Genomic DNA, 24,435 nt, shown 5'->3' on the forward strand with positions numbered 1-24,435 from the left:
CGCAGCTCACATCGGCGGCAGAGTCTTCTCGCCGAGCCAGGAATCCCACAGCCGGCGCAGCGGCTCGTCGGTGTAGTGGGTGGCCAGGTCGGTGAACTGCTCGCTCGTGACGGTGGAGTGGCGATGGGCCAGCGTCCACTGCCGCAGCAGCGCGAAGAACTTGTCGTCGCCGAGCCGGCGTCGCAAGGCGTGGAGTGTGAGAGCGCCGCGCTTGTAGACGCGGTCGTCGAACATCAGCTGCGGTCCCGGATCGGCGATCACCAGATCCTGTGGCTTGCGGGCCAGGCCCTGATGCGCCTGCAGGGCGAGCTGGTGCGCGGAATGTCCACCGGAATTCTCCGACCAGATCCACTCCGCGTAACAGGCGAAGCCTTCGTGCAGCCAGATGTCCCGCCACTGGCCGAGCGTCAGGCTGTTGCCGAACCACTGATGGGCCAGTTCGTGCGCCACCAGACGTTCGGACCAGCGCCGGCCGGTGCAATGGTTGGCGCCGAAAATCGACAGTCCCTGCGCCTCGAGCGGGATCTCCAACTCGTCGTCCGTCACGACCACCGTGTAGTCGGCGAACGGGTAGGGGCCGAACAACCGGGAGAACACGTCCATCATCTGAGGCTGCCGGCCGAAGTCCACGTCGAACGTCGGACGCAGCCGCGGCGGATGGACGGCGAACATGGGCACACCGCCGGAACCGAGGCTCCGGCGTTCGTACGGTCCGATCTGGATGGTGGCCAGGTAGCTCGCCATCGGCTCGGTCTGCTCGTACACCCACGTCGTCTGGCTGGCCCGGGTCTGCTTGCTGACCAGCGCACCGTTGGCCACCGTGAAATACGGCGAATCGGTCGTGATCGCGATGCGGTAACTCGCCTTCGAACTCGGGTGGTCGTCGCACGGGAACCAGGACGCCGCCCCGTTGGGCTGACTGGCGACGAGTGCGCCCTCGGACAGCTCCTCCCAGCCGACCTCACCCCACACACTGCGGATCGGTTTCGGCGAACCCCCGTATTGGACGGTGAGCACGAGGGCGCCGCCCGCGGGGATCGCCTGCGCGGGCGTGACGATCAGCTTGCCGTTCCGGTGCAACCACTTCGTGTTGCGGGAACCGTTGGCCGCGACCTTCGTGACGTGCAGGTTGGACGCCAGATCCAGGGCGAACCGGGAGCGGGCCTCCGTGGTGACCGCGGTGATCGTGGCCTTGCCTGCCAGCCGGTTGCTGTGAACCTTGTAGGTGAGGTCGAGTTCGTACCGGGACACCCGGTATCCGCGGTTTCCGTTCTGGGGGAGGTACGGGTCGACCGGCTCGTCGATCCCCTTGTCGGACTTCACGTGGCCGCCCAGGGGGCGATCGGGTTTCCCTGCCACCGCGTGGACGGCGGCACGGTGTCGCCGCGCATGACGAGTGAGGCCGGGCCGACCGTGGCGCCTTCGCCGATCCGGGCGGCGGGCAACGCGACACAGTGCGGGCCGAGGGTGGCGCCGGCTCCGAGGATGACGGTGTCCATGGACATGATCCGATCATGGAACAGGTGAGTCTGCACGACACACCCCCGTTCCACAGTCGCGCCGTCGCCCAGCGTCACGAGATCCGCCTCGGGGAGCCAATAGGTTTCACACCACACACCCTTGCCGATGGTGGCTCCGAGACCCCGCAACCAGACGTTGAGGACGGCGGTGCCCGTGGCGGCACGGGCGAACCAGGGTGCGGCGACGGTCTCCACGAAGGCGTCTGACACCTCGTTCCGCCACACGAACGAACTCCACAGCGGGTGTTCGATCTTCCCGATCCGACCCACCACCAGCCACTTCGCGATCACGGAGATCAGCCCGGCGACCGCGCCCGCGACGAGGAGGACGACACCGCTGGCCAGCGCTGCGAGCCAGAAGCCGATGTGGTGAGCCATCACCTGCAGCGCGAACAGCACACCGAGGCCGATTCCGAACGTCACCGTCACCGGGATGAGGCGGCACGTCTCCACGACCGCGCGGGCGATCTTGAGCCGGACCGGGGGACGGAACGTGCGGGAGGCGTCGGTGTCGCCGGGCGCCCTGCGGAGACGGACCGGGGGACTGCCCAGCCAGGAGGAACCGGATTTCGCCTTCGACGGCGTGGCCGAGAGCACAGCGACGAGACCGTTCTTGGGCACGCGCCGACCCGGACCGGTCATCCCGGAGTTGCCGAGGAAGGCGCGCTTGCCGACCTTCGCGTGTTCGATGTGCATCCAGCCGCCGCCGAGTTCGTAACTCGCGATCATCGTGTCGTCGGCGAGGAATGCGCCATCCGCCACGGTGGTGAACTTCGGAAGCATGAGGACGGTCGACGCTTCGACGTTCTTGCCGATCCGGGCGCCGAGCAACCGCAGCCATCCCGGCGTCAGGAGGCTCGCATACAGCGGGAACAGGAACGTGCGGGCGGAGTCCATGAGTCGTTCGGTGGCCCACACCTGCCAGCCGATGCGACTGCGGACCGGGTGGTAGCCCTCACGCAGCCCAATGGACAGCAGCCGGACGGACACGACCGTGAGGAGGGCGAATACGGCGAGGCTGACGAGCGTCGCGACGGGAAGGATCACCAGCGACTGGAGTACCGCGGACCCGATCGTGCCGGCGTCGCGGATCCACCACCCGATGACCACGATGCCGGCGACGAGGGCGAAGATCGGCAGTCCGGCGATGAGCATCGACGTCACGCCGAACGCGGGAACCCAGTAGGCCGCGCGGCGAGGGGTCTCCTCGGGCCACGGGTGGACGGCCTTGCCGACCTTGACCGCCGGTGAACCGGCCCAGTGCTGATTCGCCTTGACGCGTCCGAACACGGCGGAACCGGCCTCGACTTCGGCGTTTCGCCCGATGGTGGCGCCGGGAATCAGCGTGGAGCGGGCGCCCACCGACGCACCCGGACCGATCTTGATGGAGCCGATGTGGACGACGTCGCCGTCCACCCAGTGCCCGGACAGGTCGACCTCGGGTTCGATGGAGCAACCGTCGCCGAGTTCGAGCATGCCGGTGACCGGCGGGAGCGTGTGCAGGTCGACACCCTTGCCGACCGTGGCGCCCAGCGCCCGCGCGTAGTAGAGCATCCACGGCGCGCCAGACAGGTTCGCGGCGCCGCTGGCCTCGGTCAGGCGTAGCGCCACCCACAGTCGCAGGTGTTCGCTGCCGCCTCGGGGATACGTTCCGGGCTCGAGTCCGCGCAGCAGGATCCGTGAGCCGATCACCGAGATCGCCATCCGGCCGACCGGGCTGATGAACGCGAAGAACGCGAGCAGAATCCACCACCACGACACCGTGGGCGCCCACGACACCGTCGTGAACCACGAGAAGGCGTTGTTCGCGATGGCCAGCCACGTGACCCACTGCAGGCCAGTGAGCGTGGTGAGCGGAACCGTGGCCGCGATCTGCGCGAGCTGGCTCCGACGCGGAGTCGGTGTGACGATGCGGGGTTCGGCGGCGTCGATCGGCGCCAGCTCGTCGAGGTATTCCGCGAGCGAACCGAGCCGCGGATGGTCGTAGAGTTGCGCGACCGTCACTTCGGGGAACCGTTCGCGCAGCGCCGTGACCAGCTGGGCTGCCGAGAGGGATCCGCCGCCGAGCTCGAAGAAGTCGTCGTCGGGGCCCGTGATCTCGGCGCCGAGAATCGCCGTCCACAGCCCCGCGACCCAGGCCTGCGTGCCTTCGAGACCCAGTTTCTCCGCGGCGTCGTCGATACCTGGCGGGGGCCAGGGCAGGGCGTTCCGGTCGACCTTGCCGGACGTGCGGGTGGGCAGTTCGTCGACCAGGACCAACCGGGGGACCAGCGCCGCCGGCAGTTGCTCGGTGAGCGCGGTGTGCGCCGCCTTGAGGTCGAAGTCGGGGTTGGTGCTGGCCAGGTAGCCGACGAGGATCTGGTGACCGGCTCCGGTCCTGCGCACGGCCGCGGCGGCGCCGCCGACCCCGGGAAGGTTCTGCAGGGCGTTGTCGACCTCGCCCAGTTCGATCCGCCTGCCGCCCAGCTTCACCTGATCGTCCGCGCGACCCTGGAACAGCAGTCCGCGTCGGTCGAGGCGGACGAGGTCGCCACTGCGGTAGGCGCGATCCCAGCCGAGGGTCGGCATCGGTGCGTACTTCTCGGCGTCCTTCTGCGGGTCGAGGTACCGGGCCAGACCGACACCGCCGATGACCAGTTCGCCCACGTCGCCCTCGGGGACGGGTTCACCGGTTGCGTCGACCACCGCGAGGTCCCAGCCGTCGAGCGGGAGGCCGATACTGACCGGACTCTTGCCGTCCATCAGGGCGCCGCACGCCACGACGGTCGCCTCGGTGGGCCCGTACGTGTTCCATACCTCGCGTCCGTCGACGGCGAGACGCTCCGCCAGTTCGGGTGGGCAGGCCTCGCCGCCGAAGATCAGCAGGCGCACGGCCTCGAGGGCCTCGGCGGGCCACAGCGACGCGAGGGTCGGCACCGTCGAGACGATGCTGACATCGCGCGCGACGAGCCACGGGCCGAGGTCCATGCCGCTGCGCACCAGGGACCGGGGCGCGGGAACGAGGCAGGCGCCGTGACGCCACGCGAGCCACATCTCCTCGCAGGACGCGTCGAACGCGACCGACAGTCCGGCCAGCACCCGATCGCCGGGCCGGATCGGGTCTTCCTGAAGGAACATCCGGGCTTCGGCATCCACGAACGCCGCCGCATTGCGATGGTTCACCGCGACACCCTTGGGGGTGCCGGTGGAACCGGAGGTGAAGATGATCCAGGCGTCGTCGTCGACGGTCGGCGGACGGGCGCTCGGCGACTCGGCCCTGTCGGGGGCGGTACCCGCGGTGATCCCGGTGCCGGTCATCACGCACCGGACCTGCGCCTCGCCGAACACGAGTTCGGCGCGTTCCTCGGGGTCGTCCGCGTCGACCGGCACGTAGGCGGCGCCGACGGCGAGCGTCGCGAGGATCGCGACGTAGAGCGAGCAGGATCCGGATGGCATTCGGATTCCGACGCGATCGCCGGCCCCGACTCCTGATTCGGCCAGGACCTCCGCGGTCTGCCGGATCTCCTCGAGTAGTTCCTGGTAGGTGAGCGACGTCGAGCCGTCGTCGATCGCCGGGGCTTCGGGGTTCGCCTCGGCCGTCGCGAACAGGATGTCGACGAGAGTGCGCGGCGCCGGTGCGAATTCACGGCGGAGGAATTCCCGGGGTATACGGAGCGACAGGTCCGAATCCGTCGGCGACTGGAGAGACAATCCAGAATTCCTTCTCTGAGGGTGGTGATGCGTACGGCTCGTTATCTCACGATCAAGTGGCCAGATGGTGAACAGTTGGTGGTTCGTAGGGCTTCGTCGTCCATTCTTCACCCGCAGTTGCCGGTTCTCTCGCCGCACGTGTCGAAGTTCGTCCCTCTTCTTCGTCGTCTGGTCAGAAGGAGCACCCGAGTTCCTTCTTTTCGAGGAAGGATCACCTCATGTACTACCTGGCATTGCTGGCGGACGAGAAGAACGCCACCGAATGGGCACCGGATAGTCCGGAGTTCGCGGTGGCCGTTGCGCGCCACCAGGCGTTCACGGAGAGAGCGGGCTCCGCGATCGTCGGAGGTGGTGCCCTGTATCCGAGCGCGGAGGCGGCCACCATCCGGAACGAGGGCGGCCGTGCGCTGATCACGGACGGTCCGTTCGCGGAGACCGCGGAGGTGATCGGTGGTTTCTACGTCCTCGAGGGGCCGGACCTGGACGAGGTGCTGAATCTGGCGCGGCACATCCCCGAGGCGATCATCGAGTTGTGGCCGATGTTCGAGTGGATGCCCGTGACCGATCAGACAGGCTGCTGGATGGCGCTGCTCCGCGAACCGGTGGCGGCGGCGGTGGCGCCGGGCACACCCCAGTGGGACGAGGGAATGGCCGAGCACGAGAAGTTCGGTCGGCTCGCCGGGTCCGCGGTGCGTGGCGGCGGGGCCCTCTATCCGCCGGACTCCGCGACGACGATCCGCGTTCGCGACGGGGAACTCCTTCTCACCGACGGCCCCTTCGCCGAGACAGCCGAGGTCGCGAACGGCCTGTACGTGCTCGCAGCCGACGACCGGGAGAGTGCGATCGCGTTGTCGGCGAAGATCCCGGTGACGCCGAAGGGCTGCGTCGAACTCCGGCAGATCGTCGCCTACGCCGAGTAATGGACGGCGACACGCTGAGCCGCGTCTTCCGGAAGGAGTCCGGTCGGGCGCTGGCGACCGTGGCACGGATGGTCGGCGACCTGTCCCTCGCCGAAGACGCGGTGCAGGAGGCGTTCGCCGAGGCGATCCGCAGCTGGCCGGAGGCGGGACTGCCCGAGAACCCGGGAGCCTGGATCACGACCGTCGCCCGCAACCGGGCACTGGACCGGTTGCGCCGGGAATCGTTGCGCGGCGACAAGGAGCACGATGCGGCGCGGCTCGTTCCCCCTCCGGACGAGGAAGAGGTGTGGCCGGTGCGTGACGACCAGTTGCGGCTCATGTTCACCTGCTGCCATCCCGCGCTGTCCCCGGAGTCGCAGGTCGCGTTGACTCTCCGCCTGGTGGCCGGGCTGAGGCCCGCGGAGATCGCCCGGTTGTTCCTCGCCCCGGAACCGACCGTGTCCCAACGGCTCAGCCGCGCGAAGTCGAAGATCCGGACGGCCGGTATCCCCTTCCGGGTCCCGCCCGACCATCTGCTGCCCGAGCGCACCCCGCAGGTACTCGCCTGCATCTATCTGGTGTTCACCGAGGGCTATTCGGCGACGTCCGGCGACACCGCGATCCGCGACGAACTCTGCGAGGAGGCGCTGCGGCTCGGCCGGTTGCTGTGCGAGCTGATGCCGGACGAGGGTGAGGCCTGGGCACTGATGGCGCTCATGTTGTTTCACGACAGCAGGCGAGCACAGCGAACGGACGACGCGGGTGATCTCGTCTCACTCGAGGAGCAGGACCGTCGGCGCTGGGACCGGGCGAAGATCGCGGAAGGCGTCGTGTGCCTGCGGGCCGCACGGCGCAGGGGAGGCGGTCCGTACGGCGCGCAGGCCGCGATCGCGGCCGCCCACGCGACGGCGCCGAACTGGACGGCCACCGATTGGAACGCCGTCGTCGCCGGATACGACGAACTCGGCACGTACGGCAACTCACCCGCCGCCCGTCTCAATCGCGCTGTCGCAGTGAGCTTCCGCGACGGCCCCGACGCCGGCCTCGCCGAGTTGGACGCACTCGCCGGGGAGCCGAGACTGGCGCGGACGCACACCGTGCACGCGACCCGCGCCGACCTGCTGCGCCGAGCGGGCAGGCCCGCGGAGGCGAATGCGGAGTACCGCGCCGCGATCGGCCTGGCGGCGAACGAACCGACCCGGCGATTCCTGGCGAGGCGGCTCGCGGAAGTGGACCGCGAGAACAGTGCCCGCTAGATCCGCCCGCGAGGCTGGTGCTGGGTGATGCAGTGGATGCCGCCGCCCCGCGCGAAGATCTGCCGGGCATCGACCGTGACGACGCGGCGACCGGGGTAGACGCTCGACAGGATGTCGCGGGCGAGGGCATCGTGAGGGTCGTCGAAGCCACACGCGATGACGCCGCCGTTGACGACGAGATGATTGATGTAGCTGTAGTCGACCCAGCCCTCCTCGTCACGCAGGACCGTCGGGGCCGGTACCTCGACGATCCGCCACGGCGCACCGGAACGGTCACGGCTGTCGGACAGAACTTTCAGGATCTCGGCGGACACCTCGTGGTCGGGGTGGGATCGGTCGCGCTGGGAGTGCACGAGGGCCACCCCGGGTGCGGGCAGCGCCGCGACGATGTCGACGTGCCCCTTGGTGCCGAACTTCTCGGAATCTCGCGTGAGGCCGCGGGGGAGCCAGACGACGTGTTCGGCGCCGATCGTGCGCGCGAGTTCCGCCTCGACTCCCGCCGCGTCCAGGCCGGGGTTGCGCAGCGGGTCCAGTTGCACGGTCTCGGTGACGAGCACGGTTCCGCGACCGTCGACCTGGATCCCGCCGCCCTCGTTGACCATCGTCGACGGGACCGGCCGCGCACCGGACCACCGGGTGACGGCCGCGCCGATCGACCGGTCGCGATCCCAGGTCGCCCACTCCTGTTGTCCCCAGCCGTTGAACGTCCAGTCGACGGCACCGAGTCGGTCGTCCTCGTCGAGGACGAACGTGGGTCCGATGTCGCGCATCCAGGCGTCGTCGAGGGGAGCCTCGACCACATCGCTGTCCGCGGACAGGTACTGCCGGGCGACGTCCCGATCCGCCGGATCGACGACCATGGTGACCGATTCGAATTCGGCGATCGTGTGGGCGACTGCCGTCCACGCGGTTCGCGCCTCGTGCGCGTCGTCCGCGGTCGCGGTCATCGAGGCCCCGAGGGGCGGGAACGCCATCCACACCCGTTCCTGCGGTTCGGTCTCGCTCGGCATCCGCCAGGTCATGACCGGGTCTCCGAGGCCGATACCGTCGTCGGAAGTCCGTAGGGGTGCTCGTGGTCCACGGGATCCGTCAGCCGGGTGTAGGTGTCCGGCCTGCGGGTGGTCAGGAACGGGAAGAGATCGAGCCAGTCCTTCCGCTGATCGAGGTCGAGATCGGCCACCAGGACCGCCTCCTCGTCGCGGGGAGCCGACACGAGCACGCGGCCGTACGGGTCGGAGATGAACGAGGAACCGTAGAAGTCGATGCCGCCCTCGTTGCCGCAGCGGTTCGGGACCACCATGAATGTGCCATTGGTGATGCCGTTTCCGACGATCACGTGCTGCCAGATCGGCTGGGTGTCGAAGGACGGGGCGCTCGGCTCCGACCCGATCGCCGTGGGGTAGACGAGGATCTCGGCGCCGCCGAGCGAATACATCCGCGCGACTTCGGGGAACCACTCGTCCCAGCACGTCGGCAAACCGAGTGCGGCACCGCCCAGTTCGGCCGGGCGGTAGACGGGGTAGGCGTCGTCGGCGGGACCGCCGCGGAAGTAGGTGTCCTCGTAGTAGCCGGCGCTGACGGGGATGTGGAGCTTGCGGGTGCGGGAGAGCAATTCGCCGGAGGGGGCGACGAGGATGGCGGTGTTGAAACCGAGACCGTCCGGGCCGTCGGCTCGTTCGTAGAGGGAAGCGTGGACGCAGACGCCGTGCCGGGCAGCGGCGGCGGCCGCGAAACTGTACGTGGGTCCGGTCGTGAGGTTCTCGGCGTCGCGGCCGGGGGTCCCGGTCGCGCGGGTGTCGGCGGGGTACTTCGACAACGTGAGTTCCGGCAGGAACACCACCTCGGCGCCGAGTGCGGCGGCCTCACCGATCGCGTCGGTCAATTCGGTGCGCAGTGCGTCCGCATCGGGACGCCAGCGGTGCTGCACCAGCCCGACCCGCAGCGGCGTGCGGGCGGATTCGGTGAAGCGCGCCGGTGAGGACGGTGCGGGCAGTGCGGTGATCGTGCGAATGGTCATCGTTATTCCTTCGGTCTGGATGTGACGGGAGTGTCGGGTGTGTGGGGGGTGGGCTCGGACATCACGACGTCGATCGCGCCGAGCAGATGGGAGCGGGCGTCCTCGGTGGAGATCTCCTTGCAGAGCCACCGCCCGGACAGGCCCTCGACGAGGGCGGTCATCGTGACCGCGGTGGCCTGGGGGTCGAGCGAGCGGGAGATCTCGCCGGTGACCTGCGCCTGCGTGATCGCGTCGGCGATCTCCGACACCCACGCCGCGGTGGTCCGTGCGAGCGGCTCCCGCAGCGCCTCCTCGTACACGGCGGAGGCGCGTAACTCGTTCCAGGCCAACGAGTTCTCCACGACCTCGGGACGGTCCTGGATCTCGCCGAGGAGGGAGCGGGTGAGCCGGTCGCGAGCGGAGTCGCCGGATCCCTCACCCTCGCTGCGGTAGGCGCGGGCACGGTCGTTGATGTGGTTCAGGGCGGCCTCGAGGAGGCCGATGCGATCCTTGAAGTGGTAGTACAGCAGTCCCGGCGACACGCCCGCGACCTCCGCGACATCGTTGACGCGAAGCCCGCGGATACCTCGTTGGGCAATGGCCGTGGCGCTGGCCTTCAGAATCGCATCGCGTCGCTCGCTCCGTACCTGACGGACGGATCCCGTATCGCCGCCGCCGACACGTCGACGCCGGTTCCCGTCGAAGAATTGCTCGGGGCGGCGTTCGACGGCGAGGGCGAAGACCTTCGGTCGCTCGCGGATTCGTTGTCCGGGCTGTCGGCGTCGGGCGCCGAATCGCTCGATCGGACAGTGGCTTTGGTGCGCGACGGCCGCACCGTCTTGGGAACGCAGTCCGAACAGTCGTCGGCGATCAAGGATTTCAGCGCCGACCTGGACTCGCTCGCGGATCGGCTGCGCAGCAGCGACCCGGACGTCCGGCGGCTGATCGACAACGGAAATCCGGCGAGCGATCGACTAGGGCAACTCGTCTCGGAGGCCGGGCCGGGTGCCACGACGAACCTCGCCAACCTGTCCGCCACGGCGAAGGCGATCTCGGTGCAGGCCACCGCCCTGCAGACGCTGTTCGTGTATTTGCCCGGCGTGGCGGCCGCGTCTTCGACCATTGCGCCCGACGACGGAACCGTTCACCTGGGCCTGGTGGCAGAGACCAACAATCCGCCGTCGTGCACCGTCGGCTACGAGGGTACCCCGGCGATCCTCCAGGAGATGAAGCGGAACGACCCGAACTTCGACGACACGCAGCAGGACTTCCCGCAGAACACCGCCGCATCCTGCGAAGCTCCGCAGGGCAGTCTCACCGGTGTCCGGAGCGCGAACCGGATCGTGTTCGGAGACCCCGCCACCGTACAGCCGTGGGACTCCACCCCCAAGAAGGATCCGAACAAGTTGGACCTCAACCCGATTGCCAATCAGCTCGCCCCGCTCCTCGGGGTGACCCCCAACTGACGCGAGTTCTCACCCCGGATCCCGGACGCTCCCGGATTTCGGGTTGACAACTGCGCGTCGATCCTGCAATCTTCGAAACAGGTCACGAGTACCAGCGTCAAGCCCCGGCTTGCTGGTCGGCAACCCTCCACCGCGGCGGGGTGCTCCGGGTGACGACCAGGCTGAGGTCCATACCGGACCCGGCAAGCGCGGACTCCGAGAGGGCACCGACCCTGCGACGAGTCCCTGACTACGAGGGATGTCGTGATGACTGCTGTATTGACCGCTGACGTGTGTGTTGCCCCCCTGGCCCAGGTTTCGGGCTCCGACCTGCGGGTTCCGCTCGTTCAAGGTGGCGACTGCGCGTACGTCAACTTCGACTACGCCGCCAGTGCGCCGGCGTTGGCGCAGGTGACCGATCGAATCGGGGCGCTGCTTCCGACGTACTCCAGCGTGCATCGCGGCGCCGGCTACGCGTCGCGGGTGTCGACCGAGTGCTACGAGAAGGCCCGCGACTCGGTGGCCCGGTTCGTCGGAGCGGGCGAGGACCAGGTGGTGGTCTTCACCCGGAACACGACCGACTCGCTGAATCTGCTCGCCGGCTGCGTCCCCGGCAGCACCGTGGTCCTCGACATCGAGCACCACGCGAACCTGCTGCCGTGGAAGAACTCTCGCGTCGTGCAGGCGGCGGACACGCTGGACGAGACCGTCCGCCTGCTCGTCGCCGAACTGTGCTCCAAGCCCACCGCCCTGCTCGCGGTGACGGGAGCGTCCAACGTGACGGGCGAGGTGCTGCCGATCGCAGCCCTCGCCGAGGTGGCGCATCGTTGCGGCGCACGGATTCTCGTCGACGCCGCTCAGCTCGCGCCGCACCGCCGCATCGACGTCGAGGAGTGGGGCGTCGACTACCTCGCCTTCTCCGGGCACAAGCTGTATGCACCCTTCGGCGCCGGCGTGCTGGTCGGCCGCCGGGACTGGCTCGACGCCGCCGAGCCCTACCTCGCAGGCGGCGGCGCGGTCCGGAACGTGACCGTCGAATCCACCCAGTGGGCGCCCGCCCCTGCCCGGCACGAGGCGGGAACCCCCAACGTGCTCGGCACGGCGGCGCTCGCCGCCGCGTGCGATGCGCTGTCCGAGCTGGACTTCGGCACGGTGGCCGAACACGAGGCGGCGCTCACCCGCCGCCTCCTCGACGGCCTCGGCTCCGTCGACGGCCTGGAGTTCCTGCGGCTGTGGTCGGACGCCCCCGACACCGTGGGGATCGTGACGTTCACGATCGACGGGTTCGAACCCGGAGAGATCGCCGCCTACCTCTCCGCCGAACACGGAATCGGAGTTCGCGACGGGCGGTTCTGCGCCCATCCGCTGCTGGGACGCCTCGGCCGGCCCGACGGCGCCGTGCGAGTGAGTGTGGGTCTCGGAAGCTGCTCCGGGGACGTGGATCGGCTGGTCGACGCGGTGCGCACGCTGGTGGCGGGGCGCAGGAGCTGGACCTACGCCAAGGAGAGCGGCCAGTGGAATCCGGTGCCGGAGACGCGTTTTTCGCGAGACGCGCTAGTATGACCGCATGGCATCGCAGGCTGGGAGCACAATGATTGCTCACTGGTGCCGTCGGCATGTCGATCTGTGCCGAACCGCCTCGGGTATGTGTTCGAGCTGACCGTTCTTCCAGCTCCGTTTCATTCACACGTCATTCCCGAGGAACCCCTATGTCTCGAGACAATGCCTTCGTATCCCGTCCCCTTCGCGTCGCCGTCGAACTGACCGGCTCCGGCCATCACCCGGCGGCCGAGGGTGCCCCGGGCACGCGGCCGATCAACGGCGCGGACTACTGGGTGGACCTGACCGCCGACTCGACGGATCAGCTCGACCTCACGTCGTTCCCGCCGAACGTCGTCCGGATCCGGGCGTCCGATCTGCGTGAGGCGCAGCAGGAACGCGCGCGGATCCGCGCCGAACTCGTCGCCGACGGTCGCGACCCCGACAGCGTCACCGTCCTGGTGGACCTCGAGGTCCTCATCGCCGGAGAGGCCCGCGCCGCGCGCAAGGAGCTGGCCCTCCTCGACAGCGCACTGGATGCACCGCGTGCTCCGGTGTCGTTGCAGTACATCGGAACTCCGGTCGGCCTCGCCGGGCTCATCGCCGACATCCAGGCGGCCGGCGTCGCCGACGGTGTGACCGTGCTGCCGCTGTCGCTGCCCAGGGTTCTGGAGCAGCTCGTCGACGGCACCCTCCCGTGGCTGGAGGAGCGAGGTCTCGTCACCGCCGCCGCCGCCGTCGACGAAGCACTGCGTCGTTTCGACCTCCCCCTCCGCGAGCGGGTACTGGCATCCTGACCAGATCAGTTGCCGTTGTTCGCTGAACCGAGCGGAGTGGGCCGGTAGTACCGGCCCTCGTGGTACAGCAGGGGAGCCGAGGCGGAATCGTCGTCTGCCTCGGCATGGACGCGGGTGACGAGGCCGATGACGAGCGTGTGATCGCCGACGGGAATCAGCTGGTCCACGATGACCCGCAACCAGCTGGGAGTTCCGTGGAGGACCGGTTCGCCGGTGTCGAGTCGCGCCCAGAGCGACTCGTCGGCGAACCGCTGGTCGGCGCTTCGGGAGAAGCGCTGAGCCAGGTGCTGCTGGTGTTCCCCGAGCAGGTGGATCACCAGCGAATCCGCGGAATGAAGTGCATCGATGCTGGAGGAGGTGTTCGCGATGTTGAACGACACCAACGGCGGGTCCAGTGAGACCGAGGAGAACGAGGACGCCGTGAAGCCGACCGGGCCGGACCCCGAATCGAGGGTCACGATGGTGACGCCCGCCGGGTGTCGACGCAGTGCTGCGCGGTAATCCTCGGCGCAGATTCCGGGGGCGAGTCGATGGTCGCGGGGGAGGTCCGAACCATCGACGGTTTCGGCGTTCTCGGCTCTGTCGGACAAATCATTCTCCGGGTCGGCCCGTGCGGGCACTGTGTCATTCTCGTTCACGAGATCTGACGTCAACTATAGGGGCGTGAACAGCCTGGGATTCAGTCGACGTCGATCGCCAGACCCGCGGTGATCCGCACCAACTCCGAGAACGACGTGCGGAAGACCGTGTCCGGGTGCCCGGCGGCCGCCCACAGTTCCGCGTACTCCGACAGGGCGTTGTCGACGTACGTCGGAAGGTTCGTGGGATGTCCGAGCGGCGCGATACCCCCGATCGGCTGGCCGGTGGCGATCCGAACCATGTCGAGGGGCGCCCGGGTCAGATTTCCCTGCAGTCGTTTGCCCGTGTTCGTCAGATCCACCTCGTGCGCCCCCGACACGAGGAGCAGGATCGGGTCGTCGTCCAGGAGGAACACCAGCGACTTGGTGATGGCCCCGATATCGACCCCCAGAGACTCCGCCGCCTCGGCCGCGGAGTGGGTGGAGTCGGGCTGGGTCACGATCACCCCATGGTGCCCTCGCGCGATCAGAGTCTCGGCGACATGCGCGGCGTGGGGGTGCAGGGGCGTCGGCATGAACCAAGAGTAGGTCCATTCCCCCGGTACGACATCAAGAAGCGTCGTCCGACACGACATCGGAACGGGGCGTAGTCGATTCCGGCTTCCGGAGGGGCCGGGCGGTGAACCCGAACAGCAGTCCGAGCCCGACCGCCGAGTAGAGCGCGAGGGCGAGCGCGGGCTGTCCCAGCCCCACGTCGTCGAAGTACACGATGCTGCGAATTCCCTCGGTGCCGGCGCCCGGGGTGATCCAGCGTCCGATGGCCGCGTAGAAGGCGGGGATGACGTTCGAACCGAACGCCCCGCCGGCGCTGGGATTGCCCAGAATGACGAAGACGGCGATCGCGAGGGGGACGGCGAGGATGCCGACCGAGGCGCGCAACCCCAGCGTGAACACGGCGGTGCCGAAGACGACGCCTGTTCCGAGTAGCCACAGCGGGAACCAGTGTCCTGCGAACGTGCCGAGCACGTGAGTGGTGATCAGGGCGCCGAGGGCGCCGGACAGCACGGCGTACCCGAACAGGACAGCCGTGTGAGCGGACGCCTGACGCAGGGTTCGCGGGGCGCCGATGAACAGGCCGATCGCCGCCGCGAGCAGGTAGCCGCCGACCACCCAGCCGACCGCCAGATAGAAGCCGGAGAGTCCGCGGTTGTCGTGCACGCCGACCGGAATTTCGTCGCGGAGCGTGAACTGGCGACCCTGACTGTTCTCCACCTGGGTGAAGACCGATTCGAGCGCGCTGGAGACGGAGCTGCCGCCTGCGCTCGCGGTGATCAGGGTGTCGGGGCCGACGGGATTCATGACGAACGCGCCCTGGATCTCGCGGTCGTGGAGGAGCCGCCGGGCTTCCGCGGTGTCCGAGACGACACGGGCGCGCAGCGGTCTGCCGTCGATCGCGTCGAGCCGGTCGGCGACCTGCTCGTCCGTGCCTGCGGGCAGTCCCTCCGCTGCGACGACACCGATCTCGATGTCGCGGGGCGTGGGCTGATGGAACGCGGCCACGTAGCTGAGGATGAAGCCGAGTTGGAGGAGCAGAACGCCGAAGACCAGCGCGACCATCACCTTGGGCGCGCCGTACTTCGACACCGGACTGTCGTGGTGCACGGGAGCCGGGGTGGGGGATTCGCTGTCGGTCATGGTCATCGGACGTCCTCGATCCTTGTCAATACCGTGGGTATTGAATACCCTAGGTATCGTGACTGAAGATCGTCAACGGGACAGTCGTCACACCGAATGGGCGCCCACGACGCGTCCCGGTCGTGATGTCGTGCGTCAGCGCCTCCTCGACGCGGCGGCGGAGGAATTCGCGGAACGGGGCTTCAGCGCGGCCCGGCTCGCCGAGGTGGCCCGCCGGGCGGGGTTCACCAAGGGGGCGGTCTATTCGAACTTCGAGTCGAAGCAGGACCTGTTCGCCGAGCTCTTCGCGGCGCGCTCACTCGAACTGGCGGGACGGGTCCTCGCCGAGATCGCCGGCATGAACCCCTCGGACGCCGCGGGCAAAGGGGGCGAGGCCGTCGCGTCGTGGATGGTGCGCGAACCGGGCTGGTCACTGCTGGTGCTCGAATTCGGTGTGCTCGCCGCACGCGACCCGCAGATCGCCCAGGCCTACCTGCGGGAGCGGCGGCAATTGCGGGGAAGGCTCGTCGAATTGATCGGCGAGCGCGCGCGGGAGTGGGGGGTCGACGACACGTTCGACGTCCGCACCACGGCCATCTCGCTGATGGCCCTCATCTCCGGCCTCGTGCTCGAACACTCCGTCGACCCCGAGGAAGTGGATCAGTCGACGATGGGCGCCGCGGTCACCGCGCTGTTCGCGGGCGCCGTCGCCAGGGCCGGACTGACCTGATCTCAGGCGGTCTGCGCGACGACCCCGTCGAGGAAGCCGTCGATGTGGGCCCACGTGGAGTCCTTGGCCTTCGGGCCCGCGACGAGCCCGAGGTGGCTGCCCGGCGCGGACTCGAACCGCACCGACGGAGAACCGGTGAGCACGTCCGTCGCCGCCCGGACCGAAGGGATCGGCGCGATGACGTCCTCGGTGCCACCGATCGCGAGAACCGGCACCGCGAGATCGGCCAGCGCGATCGCGCCGTTCCGGGTCTGGAAACTCCCCGCGGCGAGCGCGTTCCCGAGGATCAGCTCGGTGCAGACCTGGCGGAAGAACCGCGCGGGATAACCCGGCATGTCGGCCATGAACCGGTCGATGGACTCCATGCGTGCCAGGGTCTCGGTGTCGTGCAGGTTCCTGGCGATGAACCACGGCTTGGTGAGCTCGCGCTGAAGTGCCGTGAAACGGTAGCTCGCCTGGACCAGCGGCGCGGGCAGTCCGCCCATCGCCCGCGTCGCGGTGGTGAGGGGGCGGTCGCCGGTGAACCGGCCGACCATCCGCAGCGGCGCGATCATGGTCACCGACTCGTAGTCGATCGGCGTGCCGATCGCCGTCACCGAACCGATCGGCAGATAGTTCCGGCCCGCGGCCGTGAGCAGCGACATCGTTCCCCCGAGGCTCCAGCCGATCAGGTCGACGGGTGCACCGTCGTGGAGTCGGGACACGCGGTCGACCGCCGCCGGGATGAAGTCGTCGATCCAGTCCTCGAACCCCAGGCCGCGGTCGGAGTAGCCCATCGTGCCGTAGTCGACGAGATACGCCGCCTTGCCCGAACCGACGAGGTGCGCGGCCAGGCTCTGGCCCGGCCGGAGGTCGAAGCAGTGTGCGGGCGCCGCGAGCGGGGGCACGAGGAGGACGGGTCGGCCGCCGTCGGTCTCGGTGCTGTCGAACCGGTACAGGTCCTGATGGGGCGCCTCGTGGATGCGCGTCGACGGGGTTCGCTGGACCGGTGCGATTCCGCCGCCGAAGGACAGTCGCCAGGCGTTGCGGGTCAGCGTGTTCAGCGTCGGGTTCCAGGCGATGTCGAGCACGGATTTCCTCTCGTGGCGGCGCAGATCCTCCAGGTATCTGTGACGTCAACATACAGGTAATCTCGCGGTCGTCCGTCAGCGGGACGCAAGCAGAACCCGCAACACCGTCGCCGGCCGGAGCAGCGTCCCCGGACGGTCGAGAAGATGCGTCACCCGGAGGAACGCGGACCCCACGGCCGGGTCGACGGACGCCGCCCGATCGAGCCGGGACGTGTACGCATTGACCAACCGCACCCGCGCCGACCGCCGACCGGGCACGGCCGGGATCCGGAGGTCGTTGTCGACGGTGAGCGTCCACGCGGCATCGATACACCGGTTCGCCCCGCGGAGGAACCGGTGAGCGAGATGCGCGCGCCCCGACCGCAGGCAGTCCCGCAGGATCGTCGCCTCCACCGCGGCGACGCTCATGCCCTGGCCGTAGATCGGGTTGAACGAGCAGATGGCGTCCGCGAACGGCAGATAATTCGACGGCAGATCGTCCGCGGAATAGTGCCGCCGGACGGTCGTCGGGATCCGGTAACGCACCCCGTCGTCCACCGGCTCGGCCGTGCGCAGTGCCTCGTACATGTCCGGGGCGGGGAACGACTTCACGAAGTCGAGGAAGCCGTCCGGATCCAGCGGCGGCACATCGTCCCCGTACCCGGCGAGAGTGACGATCCAGGTGCCGTTCTCCTGCACGCCCATGAATCCGCTGCGCGGACTGGACGGTCCCGGCGCCATCCCGATGCCGGAATCCCCGTCCAGATGCGGCGGGTCGAGCCGGAAGTGCCTCGTCGCGTAGCTGACGTCCACGGCCAGCTGCGACTCGGCCGGCGGCGCGAAACCCAGCTCGCCGAGCCGGGCGACAGTCTGCGAACTGCGGCCGGACGAGTCCACGACGAGATCGGTCCCGACGACCTCCGGCGGGACGCCGCCGCGGTGCTGCACGGTCACGCCGGTCACCCGCCCGCCGTCGACGGTGAGACCCGTGACGTCGGAACGGTCCAGTATTCGCACATTCGGCAGCGCCTCGACCCGCCTGCGCATCTGCCACTCGACGAGCGGTCTGCTCGCGAGAATGCCGGGGACCCCACTGATCTCGCGGGCCATCCGGTGTCCGTCGACGATCCACCGGATGTCGCCCAGCGCGTCGCCCGCGGTGGCGCCGAGGGCCAGGAGCTCGGACGCGAACCCCGGGAGGAGGTCCTCCATCGCGGCCTGCCCGCCGGCGAGAAGGGCGTGCACGTGCCGGGCCTGCGGCACGCACCTGCGCGCGGTCGCCGTGTCGGGCAGGATGTCGCGGTCGAGGACGACGACGCTCCGGAACGTTCCGGCGAGAGCCGCCGCGGCAAGCAGTCCCCCCATTCCGGCGCCGACGACTACGGCGTCGCCGGCCGGGATCGTCCGGTGCGTCATGGCGGCCGTCCGTTCACAAGACGGTGCAGAGACCTCCAGGGTATTTCGCGTGACGTCGAAGAGCGGTGGTTACTCTTGAGTAATGACCGAACAGAAGACCTGGAATGCGTTCACCGTCGAGCGCAAGGATCACGTCGCGCAGGTGACGCTCATCGGACCCGGAAAGGGCAACGCGATGGGCCCGGATTTCTGGAGCGAGCTCCCCGAGATCTTCGGTGAACTCGACACCGATCCGGACGTGCGGGCCGTGGTGATCGCCGGCTCCGGCAAGAACTTCTCCTTCGGTCTCGACCTGCCCGCCATGAGCGGCAGCTTCGGTTCCGTCCTCGCCGACAAGGCGCAGGCCGGCCCGCGTACCGCGTTCCACGACATGATCAAGCGGATGCAGTCCGGCATCAACGCGGTCGCCGACTGCCGCAAACCGGTGGTCGCGGCCATCCAGGGCTGGTGCATCGGCGGTGGCGTCGACCTGATCTCCGCGTGCGACATCCGGTACGCCAGCACCGACGCGAAGTTCAGCATCCGTGAGGTCAAGGTCGCGATCGTCGCCGACATGGGCAGCTTCGCCAGACTGCCCGCCATCATCGGCGACGGTCATCTGCGGGAACTCGCGCTCACCGGCAAGGACATCGACTCCGGGCGCGCCGAGAAGATCGGTCTCGTCAACGGCGTCTTCGCGGACGCCGACGCCGTCCTCGTCGCCGCGCACGAGACCGCGGCCGAGATCGCGGCGAACCCGCCGCTCGTCGTCCATGGCATCAAGGACGTCCTCGACCACTCCCGCGCGGCCGCCGTCGACGACAGCCTGCGCTACGTCGCCGCATGGAACGCCGCGTTCCTGCCGTCGCAGGACCTGACCGAGGCGATCACTGCCGTCTTCGAGAAGCGCGCCCCTGAATTCACGGGCGAATAGCCGGTCGCAGAGCCTTATCCGCAGGTAAAGCTCAGTCCATCAGTTGCCCGAAACCTCGCTGCGCTCGCATACTTGCCGACTACAAGTAAACGACAGCGCAGCGAGGAAACAGTGTCGAATTCGGTCGAAACGCCGGTGGCTTACACCCACCGGCAGATCCTGGCTGTACTCAGTGGGTTGATGCTCGGCATGTTCCTCGCCGCGCTCGACCAGACGATCGTGGCGACGGCGATCCGCACCATCGCCGACGACCTCGACGGATACTCGCTGCAGGCGTGGGCAACCACCGCATACCTCGTCACCGCCACCCTGGCGACGCCGCTCTACGGCAAACTGTCCGACATCTACGGCCGCAAGCCGTTCTTCATGTTCGCGATCACGGTGTTCGTGATCGGCTCGGTCCTGTGCACGTTCTCGACGTCGATGTACATGCTCGCGGCCTTCCGTGCGGTCCAGGGACTCGGCGCCGGCGGTCTGTTCTCGTTGGCGCTCACCATCATCGGCGACATCGTCTCCCCGCGTGAACGGGCCAAGTACCAGGGCTACTTCCTGGCCGTGTTCGGCACGTCCAGCGTCCTCGGGCCGGTCCTCGGCGGAGTGTTCGCCGGACAGGACGAGCTCCTCGGAATCGACGGCTGGCGTTGGGTTTTCCTCGTCAACGTGCCGGTGGGACTCGTCGCGCTCACGGTCGTGTCCCGGGTGCTGCACCTGCCGCGACGACCGAGCGGAAGCCGGCGGATCGACTGGTGGGGTGCGATCGCCCTCGCGGTCGGCGTGGTGCCGTTGCTCGTCGTCGCCGAACAGGGGCACAGCTGGGGATGGGGAAGTTCGAAGTCGTTGGCGTGTTACGTGATCGGCGTCATCGGCGTGCTCGCCTTCGTGGCGGTGGAACTGGCGATGAAGGATGACGCACTCATCCCGATGCGCTTCTTCCGCAACAGCACCTTCGCGCTCGGCGTCGTGATCAGCCTCGTCGTGGGCGCCGTCATGTTCGGCGGCATCACCCTGCTACCCCAGTACCTGCAGGTGGTGAAGGGCTCGAGCCCCACCCTCGCCGGGTTCCAGATCCTGCCGATGGTCCTCGGACTCATGGCCGGCTCGGTGGTCAGCGGTCAGATGATCTCGCGGACCGGACGGTACCGGTACTTCCCGATCCTGGGTACCGCCCTGATCGCGGTCGGCGCGTACCTGCTGCACACGCTGGCCGCCGACACCCCGATGCCCGTCGTGATGGTGTTCATGCTGATCCTCGGACTCGGTCTCGGAAACCTGATGCAGCCCCTCACCCTCGCCATTCAGAACGCGCTGCCCCCACAGGACATGGGAGTGTCGACCGGAGCGGCCACGTTCTTCCGGCAGATCGGCGGCACCGCCGGCGTCGCGATCTTCCTGTCGATCCTCTTCTCCCGCCTCACCCCGGCCATCGGCGAGCGGGTGACGGCCGCCGCGGGCACATCCGACTTCCGTCGAGCCGTGGTCGCCGCCGCGCAGAGCAACGACCCCGCCGAGGCCGCCATGGGCCAGGGAATGCTCAGCCCCGACCACGCCGGCGTCAGCGGAGTCCTCACGGACAGTTCGGTGATCGGGAAACTCGACGACGTGCTGGCCCTGCCCTTCCGAGAAGGATTCGCCGACGCCATCGGATCCGTCTTCCTCAGCGTGTCGATGCTCGCCGTCGTCGCCTTCGTCCTCACCGTGCTGTGGAAGGAAGTACCGCTCCGCAGCGAGTCCGGACTCCAGGCCGCGGCGCGGGGAGAAGCGGAGGAGTGAGAGACGACAACGGCGCCCACCCCCGATGACCGGGGAGGGCGCCGCTACCGCGAACGTCGGGAGGCTCAGTGCCAGACGATTCGCCGCCGGCTCAGTGCCCGCCGTTGTCCTTCAGACGCTTGAGCGAAGCCTCGACCTCGGCCTTCGCCTCGGCGAGCCCGACCCAGTCGGCTGCCTCGACGTGCTTGCCCGGCTCGAGGTCCTTGTAGTGGACGAAGAAGTGCTTGATGGCGTCCAGCTCGAACTGCGGGACGTCGCCGATGTCCTGGATGTGGTCCCACCGCGGGTCGCCGGCCGGCACACACAGCACCTTGTCGTCGCCGCCGGCCTCGTCGACCATCTTGAACATGCCGACGGGACGTGCCTCGACGATGACGCCGGGAAACACGGACTCGGGGAGCAGGACCAGCGCGTCCAGCGGATCGCCGTCCTCGCCGAGGGTGTTCTCGATGAAGCCGTAGTCGGCCGGGTAGCCGAACGCGGTGTAGAGGTAGCGGTCCAGCTTCACGCGACCGGTCACGTGGTCGACCTCGTACTTGTTTCGCTGACCCTTGGGGATCTCGATGGTGACGTCGAACTCCACGCCGATTCCTCGCTGTCGTGTCGATGATGATTCGGGGAGAGGATATCGGGTCGAGGATAAGGTTGGTTGTCTGACCACCCACGAATCACAGTGAAGACGGAGGCGCGTTGCCGGGCCAGGGAAAGAAGAAGATGGGCTCGTTGGCGGGACGCCACCGTCGGAACATGCGAATTCTGTTCGCGTCGGTCGTCGTCGTGGTGCTCGCGATGGCGGCTGTTCTGGTGGTCGCGGTGACCGCGCACAACGCGTCGGCGGGCCGCGGTGAACTGACGATCGCGCCCGAACCGGCACCGATCACGGCGGCCCCGCAGGTCACGCCGGTGCCGGACGACGCGCCGATGCCGACGGCGCAGGGGATCGCCGCCGCGGTCGGTCCGGCCGCCGCGAACCCCGACCTCGGCAAGTTCAGCGGAACGGTCGCCGACGCGGTCACCGGTCAGGTCCTGTGGAGCGTCAACCCGCAGACCCCGATGACCCCGGCGTCGACCACCAAGGTCCTCACCGCGGGATCCGCGCTGCTGGCGCTGCCGTCCGACCGTCGGGTGACGACGAAGGTGGTGCAGGGCGCGACTCCCGGCGAGATCGTCCTCGTCGCCGGTGGTGATCCCACTCTCACCGCGAAGCCGGTCGGGGAGAACGGCTACTACCCGGGTGCGGCGCACATCTCGCAACTGGTCGATCAGGTCCGGAACGCGGGCATCCAGGTGACGAGCATCGTGGTCGACACCAGCATCTACTCGGGCGACACCATGGCGCAGGGATGGTTCCCGACGGACGTCGGCGCCGGATTCATCACCCCCACCGAACCGATCATGATCGACGGCGGACGGGCCGACCCGCTCGTGGACGAGTCGCCGCGCAGTTCGACACCCGCGCTCGACGCCGGACGGACGCTCGCCGGTGCGCTCGGCGTCGCCCCGTCGGCGGTCACGTCGGGGGTCGCGGCGCCCGGTGCGGCTACCGTGGCGAGTGTGCAGTCCGCGCCGCTGCGCGACCGGTTGCGGCAGATGATGGAACACTCGGACAATGTGCTTGCCGAAGCGATCGGGCGGGAGGTTGCCATGAATGCCGGTGCGGAAGCATCGTTCAAGGGCGCCGTCGCGACCATCGGCCAGACGCTGACCGCGGCCGGATTCGATCTGTCGGGATTCACCCTGCACGACGCGAGCGGGTTGTCCGTCGACGACCGCATCGCGCCGCACACACTCGACCAGGTCCTCACGGCGGCCGCGGGCGACGGCAATCCCGCCCTGCGGCCGATGCTCGACTACCTGCCGGTGGCCGGCGCCACGGGCAGCCTGTCCGACCGCTACGCGTCGGGGAACCGCACGGGCGCCGGGTGGGTGCGGGCGAAGACCGGCACCCTGTCCACGGCCAGCGCGCTCGCCGGCTACGTGGTGGACCAGAACGGGCGGGTGCTCACGTTCGCGCTGATGTCCAACGACCGCCCGCCGGAGGTCAGCCGTCCCGCACTCGACGCACTTGCCGCTGCGCTCCGCACGTGCGGGTGCCAGTGATGGCCGCCGAAGGAAACGCCTTCAGTGGTGCCGTCGACTGGAAGCTCGCAGCCAGGACGGGGGTGAAGCTCGCGCGCAGCGGACCGGTGACGTCGCGGTACACGGCCGAAACCGTGGTCGCGGAACTGGCCGACGCGTCGATGCGCGCGGAACTGCCCGTCCGGGAAGTCACCGGCCTCGCCGACGGACTTCCGGTGCCGACCGCCCAGATCCTCGACCGGGCCGGGTGGATCCACGCCGCCGCGCATTCGATGTCGCAACTCACGGGCGGCGACGCCGCTCCCGGCATGCTGCTCGGCAAGCCGGCGGGCCTTCAGGCCGGGGCGATGCTCGCGTACCTGTCTTCGGCGATCCTCGGCCAGTACGACCCGTTCACCGGCGACAACGGAACCCTGCTGCTGGTGGCGCCCAACGTGGTGTCCGTCGAGCGCACGTTGCGGGTGCGGCCCAGCGACTTCCGGCTCTGGGTGTGCCTCCACGAGGTGACGCACCGGGTGCAGTTCTCGTCGTCACCGTGGCTCACCGGCTACATGCAGGAGTCGGTGGAGACCCTCGGATCCGCCGAGGACGAGTCCGTCACCGACATGGTCGGCCGGTTGTCCTCCGCGCTGCGCGACCGCGGGCGCCCAGAGCCGGACGAGTCGGGCGCACCGGGCGGCATCGTCGGACTGCTGCGCGCCACCCAGGCGGAGCCGCAACGCGAGGCACTCGACCGTCTGCTGGTGCTCGGCACCCTCCTCGAGGGACATGCGGACCACGTGATGGACGCCGTCGGACCCGCGGTCGTGCCGTCGGTGGCCGCCATCCGGGCCGCGTTCGATCAGCGGCGCCGCCGCAAGAGCAACCCGGTGCAGCGTCTCATCCGGGCGCTGCTCGGGATGGACGCCAAGATGGCGCAATACGTGCGCGGCAAGGCGTTCGTCGACGCCGTCGTGGACAAGGTCGGGATGGACCGGTTCAACGTCGTGTGGACCGGCCCCGACACGTTGCCCCGGCTCGCGGAGATCGACGCGCCGGACGCCTGGGTGTCCCGGGTACTGGGCTGATTCGAGAAGGGCTGAGC

Annotated in this window: 21 protein-coding genes, 1 pseudogene and 1 riboswitch; of the genes and pseudogenes, 11 read left to right on the top strand and 11 right to left on the bottom strand. The window is 68.9% G+C overall.

Going from position 1 to position 24,435, the window contains the following annotated elements; genetic code table 11:
• Nucleotides 1-6: 6 nt before the first annotated feature.
• Nucleotides 7-1,323 (bottom strand): M1 family metallopeptidase, encoded by a 1,317-nt coding sequence (locus QM806_RS33110; RefSeq protein ID WP_283294129.1) that lies wholly within the window; start codon nt 1,321-1,323, stop codon nt 7-9.
• Complete coding sequence (locus QM806_RS33115; RefSeq protein WP_265146951.1) at nt 1,320-5,210, bottom strand: Pls/PosA family non-ribosomal peptide synthetase; 3,891 nt, start codon at nt 5,208-5,210, stop codon at nt 1,320-1,322. The genes QM806_RS33110 and QM806_RS33115 overlap by 4 nt, the downstream gene beginning before the upstream one ends.
• A gap of 218 nt (nt 5,211-5,428) precedes the next feature.
• Here QM806_RS33115 and QM806_RS33120 point away from each other — a divergent pair, with 218 nt between their 5' ends.
• Nucleotides 5,429-6,130, top strand: coding sequence for a YciI family protein (locus QM806_RS33120; protein ID WP_005570960.1), 702 nt, complete (start codon nt 5,429-5,431; stop codon nt 6,128-6,130).
• Nucleotides 6,130-7,365, top strand: coding sequence for an RNA polymerase sigma factor (locus QM806_RS33125; protein WP_283294132.1), 1,236 nt, complete (start codon nt 6,130-6,132; stop codon nt 7,363-7,365). The genes QM806_RS33120 and QM806_RS33125 overlap by 1 nt, the downstream gene beginning before the upstream one ends.
• Here the strand turns inward: QM806_RS33125 and QM806_RS33130 are convergent.
• Genes QM806_RS33130 through QM806_RS33140 form a run of 3 tightly spaced genes read right to left on the bottom strand, consistent with a single transcriptional unit; the run spans nt 7,362 to nt 9,984 of the window.
• Entirely contained in the window at nt 7,362-8,387 is a 1,026-nt protein-coding gene (locus tag QM806_RS33130) for an agmatine deiminase family protein (RefSeq protein WP_283294134.1), read from the bottom strand. The genes QM806_RS33125 and QM806_RS33130 overlap by 4 nt on opposite strands.
• The gene (locus QM806_RS33135; protein ID WP_283294135.1) at nt 8,384-9,382 is read right to left on the bottom strand and encodes a nitrilase-related carbon-nitrogen hydrolase; all 999 of its coding nucleotides are present in this window, start codon (nt 9,380-9,382) and stop codon (nt 8,384-8,386) included. The genes QM806_RS33130 and QM806_RS33135 overlap by 4 nt, the downstream gene beginning before the upstream one ends.
• Before the next feature lie 2 nt (nt 9,383-9,384).
• On the bottom strand, nt 9,385-9,984 hold the full coding sequence (locus tag QM806_RS33140) for a TetR/AcrR family transcriptional regulator (RefSeq protein WP_283294165.1): 600 nt from the start codon (nt 9,982-9,984) through the stop codon (nt 9,385-9,387).
• Nucleotides 9,985-10,002: 18 nt separating this feature from the next.
• Between QM806_RS33140 and QM806_RS33145 the strand changes: the two are divergent.
• The 4 genes and pseudogenes from QM806_RS33145 to QM806_RS33155 all read left to right on the top strand — a co-directional run.
• Nucleotides 10,003-10,827: pseudogene (locus QM806_RS33145) on the top strand (Mce/MlaD family protein); the annotation flags it as partial.
• An 80-nt stretch (nt 10,828-10,907) separates the two neighbouring features.
• Nucleotides 10,908-11,022: riboswitch (SAM riboswitch) on the top strand.
• 51 nt (nt 11,023-11,073) lie between these two features.
• Nucleotides 11,074-12,369 carry an aminotransferase class V-fold PLP-dependent enzyme gene (locus QM806_RS33150; RefSeq protein WP_120659842.1) on the top strand — a complete coding sequence of 432 codons (1,296 nt, stop codon included), beginning with the start codon at nt 11,074-11,076 and terminating at the stop codon, nt 12,367-12,369.
• A 28-nt stretch (nt 12,370-12,397) separates the two neighbouring features.
• Nucleotides 12,398-12,466 (top strand): putative leader peptide, encoded by a 69-nt coding sequence (locus QM806_RS41895; protein ID WP_369325290.1) that lies wholly within the window; start codon nt 12,398-12,400, stop codon nt 12,464-12,466.
• 49 nt (nt 12,467-12,515) lie between these two features.
• The gene (locus QM806_RS33155) at nt 12,516-13,142 is read left to right on the top strand and encodes an LLM class oxidoreductase (protein WP_065488905.1); all 627 of its coding nucleotides are present in this window, start codon (nt 12,516-12,518) and stop codon (nt 13,140-13,142) included.
• Between the two features lie 5 nt (nt 13,143-13,147).
• On the opposite strand, the gene QM806_RS33160 is transcribed toward QM806_RS33155, so the two are convergent.
• From QM806_RS33160 to QM806_RS33170, 3 genes are all read right to left on the bottom strand, one after another.
• Entirely contained in the window at nt 13,148-13,657 is a 510-nt protein-coding gene (locus tag QM806_RS33160) for a flavin reductase family protein (RefSeq protein ID WP_337460066.1), read from the bottom strand.
• Nucleotides 13,658-13,821: 164 nt separating this feature from the next.
• Nucleotides 13,822-14,295 carry a YbaK/EbsC family protein gene (locus QM806_RS33165; protein WP_005570973.1) on the bottom strand — a complete coding sequence of 158 codons (474 nt, stop codon included), beginning with the start codon at nt 14,293-14,295 and terminating at the stop codon, nt 13,822-13,824.
• Nucleotides 14,296-14,329: 34 nt separating this feature from the next.
• Nucleotides 14,330-15,421, bottom strand: a complete 1,092-nt coding sequence (locus QM806_RS33170) for an ABC-2 transporter permease (protein ID WP_120659841.1) — start codon at nt 15,419-15,421, stop codon at nt 14,330-14,332.
• Here QM806_RS33170 and QM806_RS33175 point away from each other — a divergent pair.
• Nucleotides 15,414-16,124, top strand: a complete 711-nt coding sequence (locus tag QM806_RS33175) for a TetR/AcrR family transcriptional regulator (protein ID WP_206032034.1) — start codon at nt 15,414-15,416, stop codon at nt 16,122-16,124. The genes QM806_RS33170 and QM806_RS33175 overlap by 8 nt on opposite strands.
• A gap of 2 nt (nt 16,125-16,126) precedes the next feature.
• On the opposite strand, the gene QM806_RS33180 is transcribed toward QM806_RS33175, so the two are convergent.
• The gene (locus QM806_RS33180; protein ID WP_005570976.1) at nt 16,127-17,194 is read right to left on the bottom strand and encodes an alpha/beta fold hydrolase; all 1,068 of its coding nucleotides are present in this window, start codon (nt 17,192-17,194) and stop codon (nt 16,127-16,129) included.
• Nucleotides 17,195-17,269: 75 nt separating this feature from the next.
• Nucleotides 17,270-18,589, bottom strand: coding sequence for a hypothetical protein (locus QM806_RS33185; RefSeq protein WP_005570977.1), 1,320 nt, complete (start codon nt 18,587-18,589; stop codon nt 17,270-17,272).
• A gap of 82 nt (nt 18,590-18,671) precedes the next feature.
• Here QM806_RS33185 and QM806_RS33190 point away from each other — a divergent pair, with 82 nt between their 5' ends.
• Both QM806_RS33190 and QM806_RS33195 read left to right on the top strand, forming a co-directional pair.
• Nucleotides 18,672-19,502: a crotonase/enoyl-CoA hydratase family protein gene (locus QM806_RS33190; protein WP_065488909.1), complete on the top strand. Its 831-nt coding sequence runs from the start codon at nt 18,672-18,674 to the stop codon at nt 19,500-19,502.
• A gap of 72 nt (nt 19,503-19,574) precedes the next feature.
• Nucleotides 19,575-21,272, top strand: a complete 1,698-nt coding sequence (locus tag QM806_RS33195; protein WP_120659839.1) for an MDR family MFS transporter — start codon at nt 19,575-19,577, stop codon at nt 21,270-21,272.
• Nucleotides 21,273-21,363: 91 nt separating this feature from the next.
• Here QM806_RS33195 and QM806_RS33200 read toward each other — a convergent pair whose 3' ends face one another.
• Nucleotides 21,364-21,855, bottom strand: coding sequence for an inorganic diphosphatase (locus QM806_RS33200; protein WP_005244982.1), 492 nt, complete (start codon nt 21,853-21,855; stop codon nt 21,364-21,366).
• A 131-nt stretch (nt 21,856-21,986) separates the two neighbouring features.
• On the opposite strand from QM806_RS33200, the gene dacB reads away from it, so the two are divergent.
• Together dacB and QM806_RS33210 are read left to right on the top strand one after the other, a co-directional pair.
• A complete protein-coding gene (dacB, locus tag QM806_RS33205; protein ID WP_120659838.1) occupies nt 21,987-23,372 on the top strand; it encodes a D-alanyl-D-alanine carboxypeptidase/D-alanyl-D-alanine endopeptidase in 1,386 nt (461 codons plus the stop codon).
• The gene (locus tag QM806_RS33210) at nt 23,372-24,418 is read left to right on the top strand and encodes an Rv3626c family coenzyme F420 biosynthesis-associated protein (RefSeq protein WP_005560664.1); all 1,047 of its coding nucleotides are present in this window, start codon (nt 23,372-23,374) and stop codon (nt 24,416-24,418) included. Before dacB ends, QM806_RS33210 begins: the two co-directional genes overlap by 1 nt.
• The last annotated feature ends 17 nt before the right edge of the window (nt 24,419-24,435 follow it).

It is taken from the genome of Rhodococcus sp. IEGM 1351 (assembly GCF_030056875.1).
GTDB lineage: Bacteria > Actinomycetota > Actinomycetes > Mycobacteriales > Mycobacteriaceae > Rhodococcus_F > Rhodococcus_F opacus.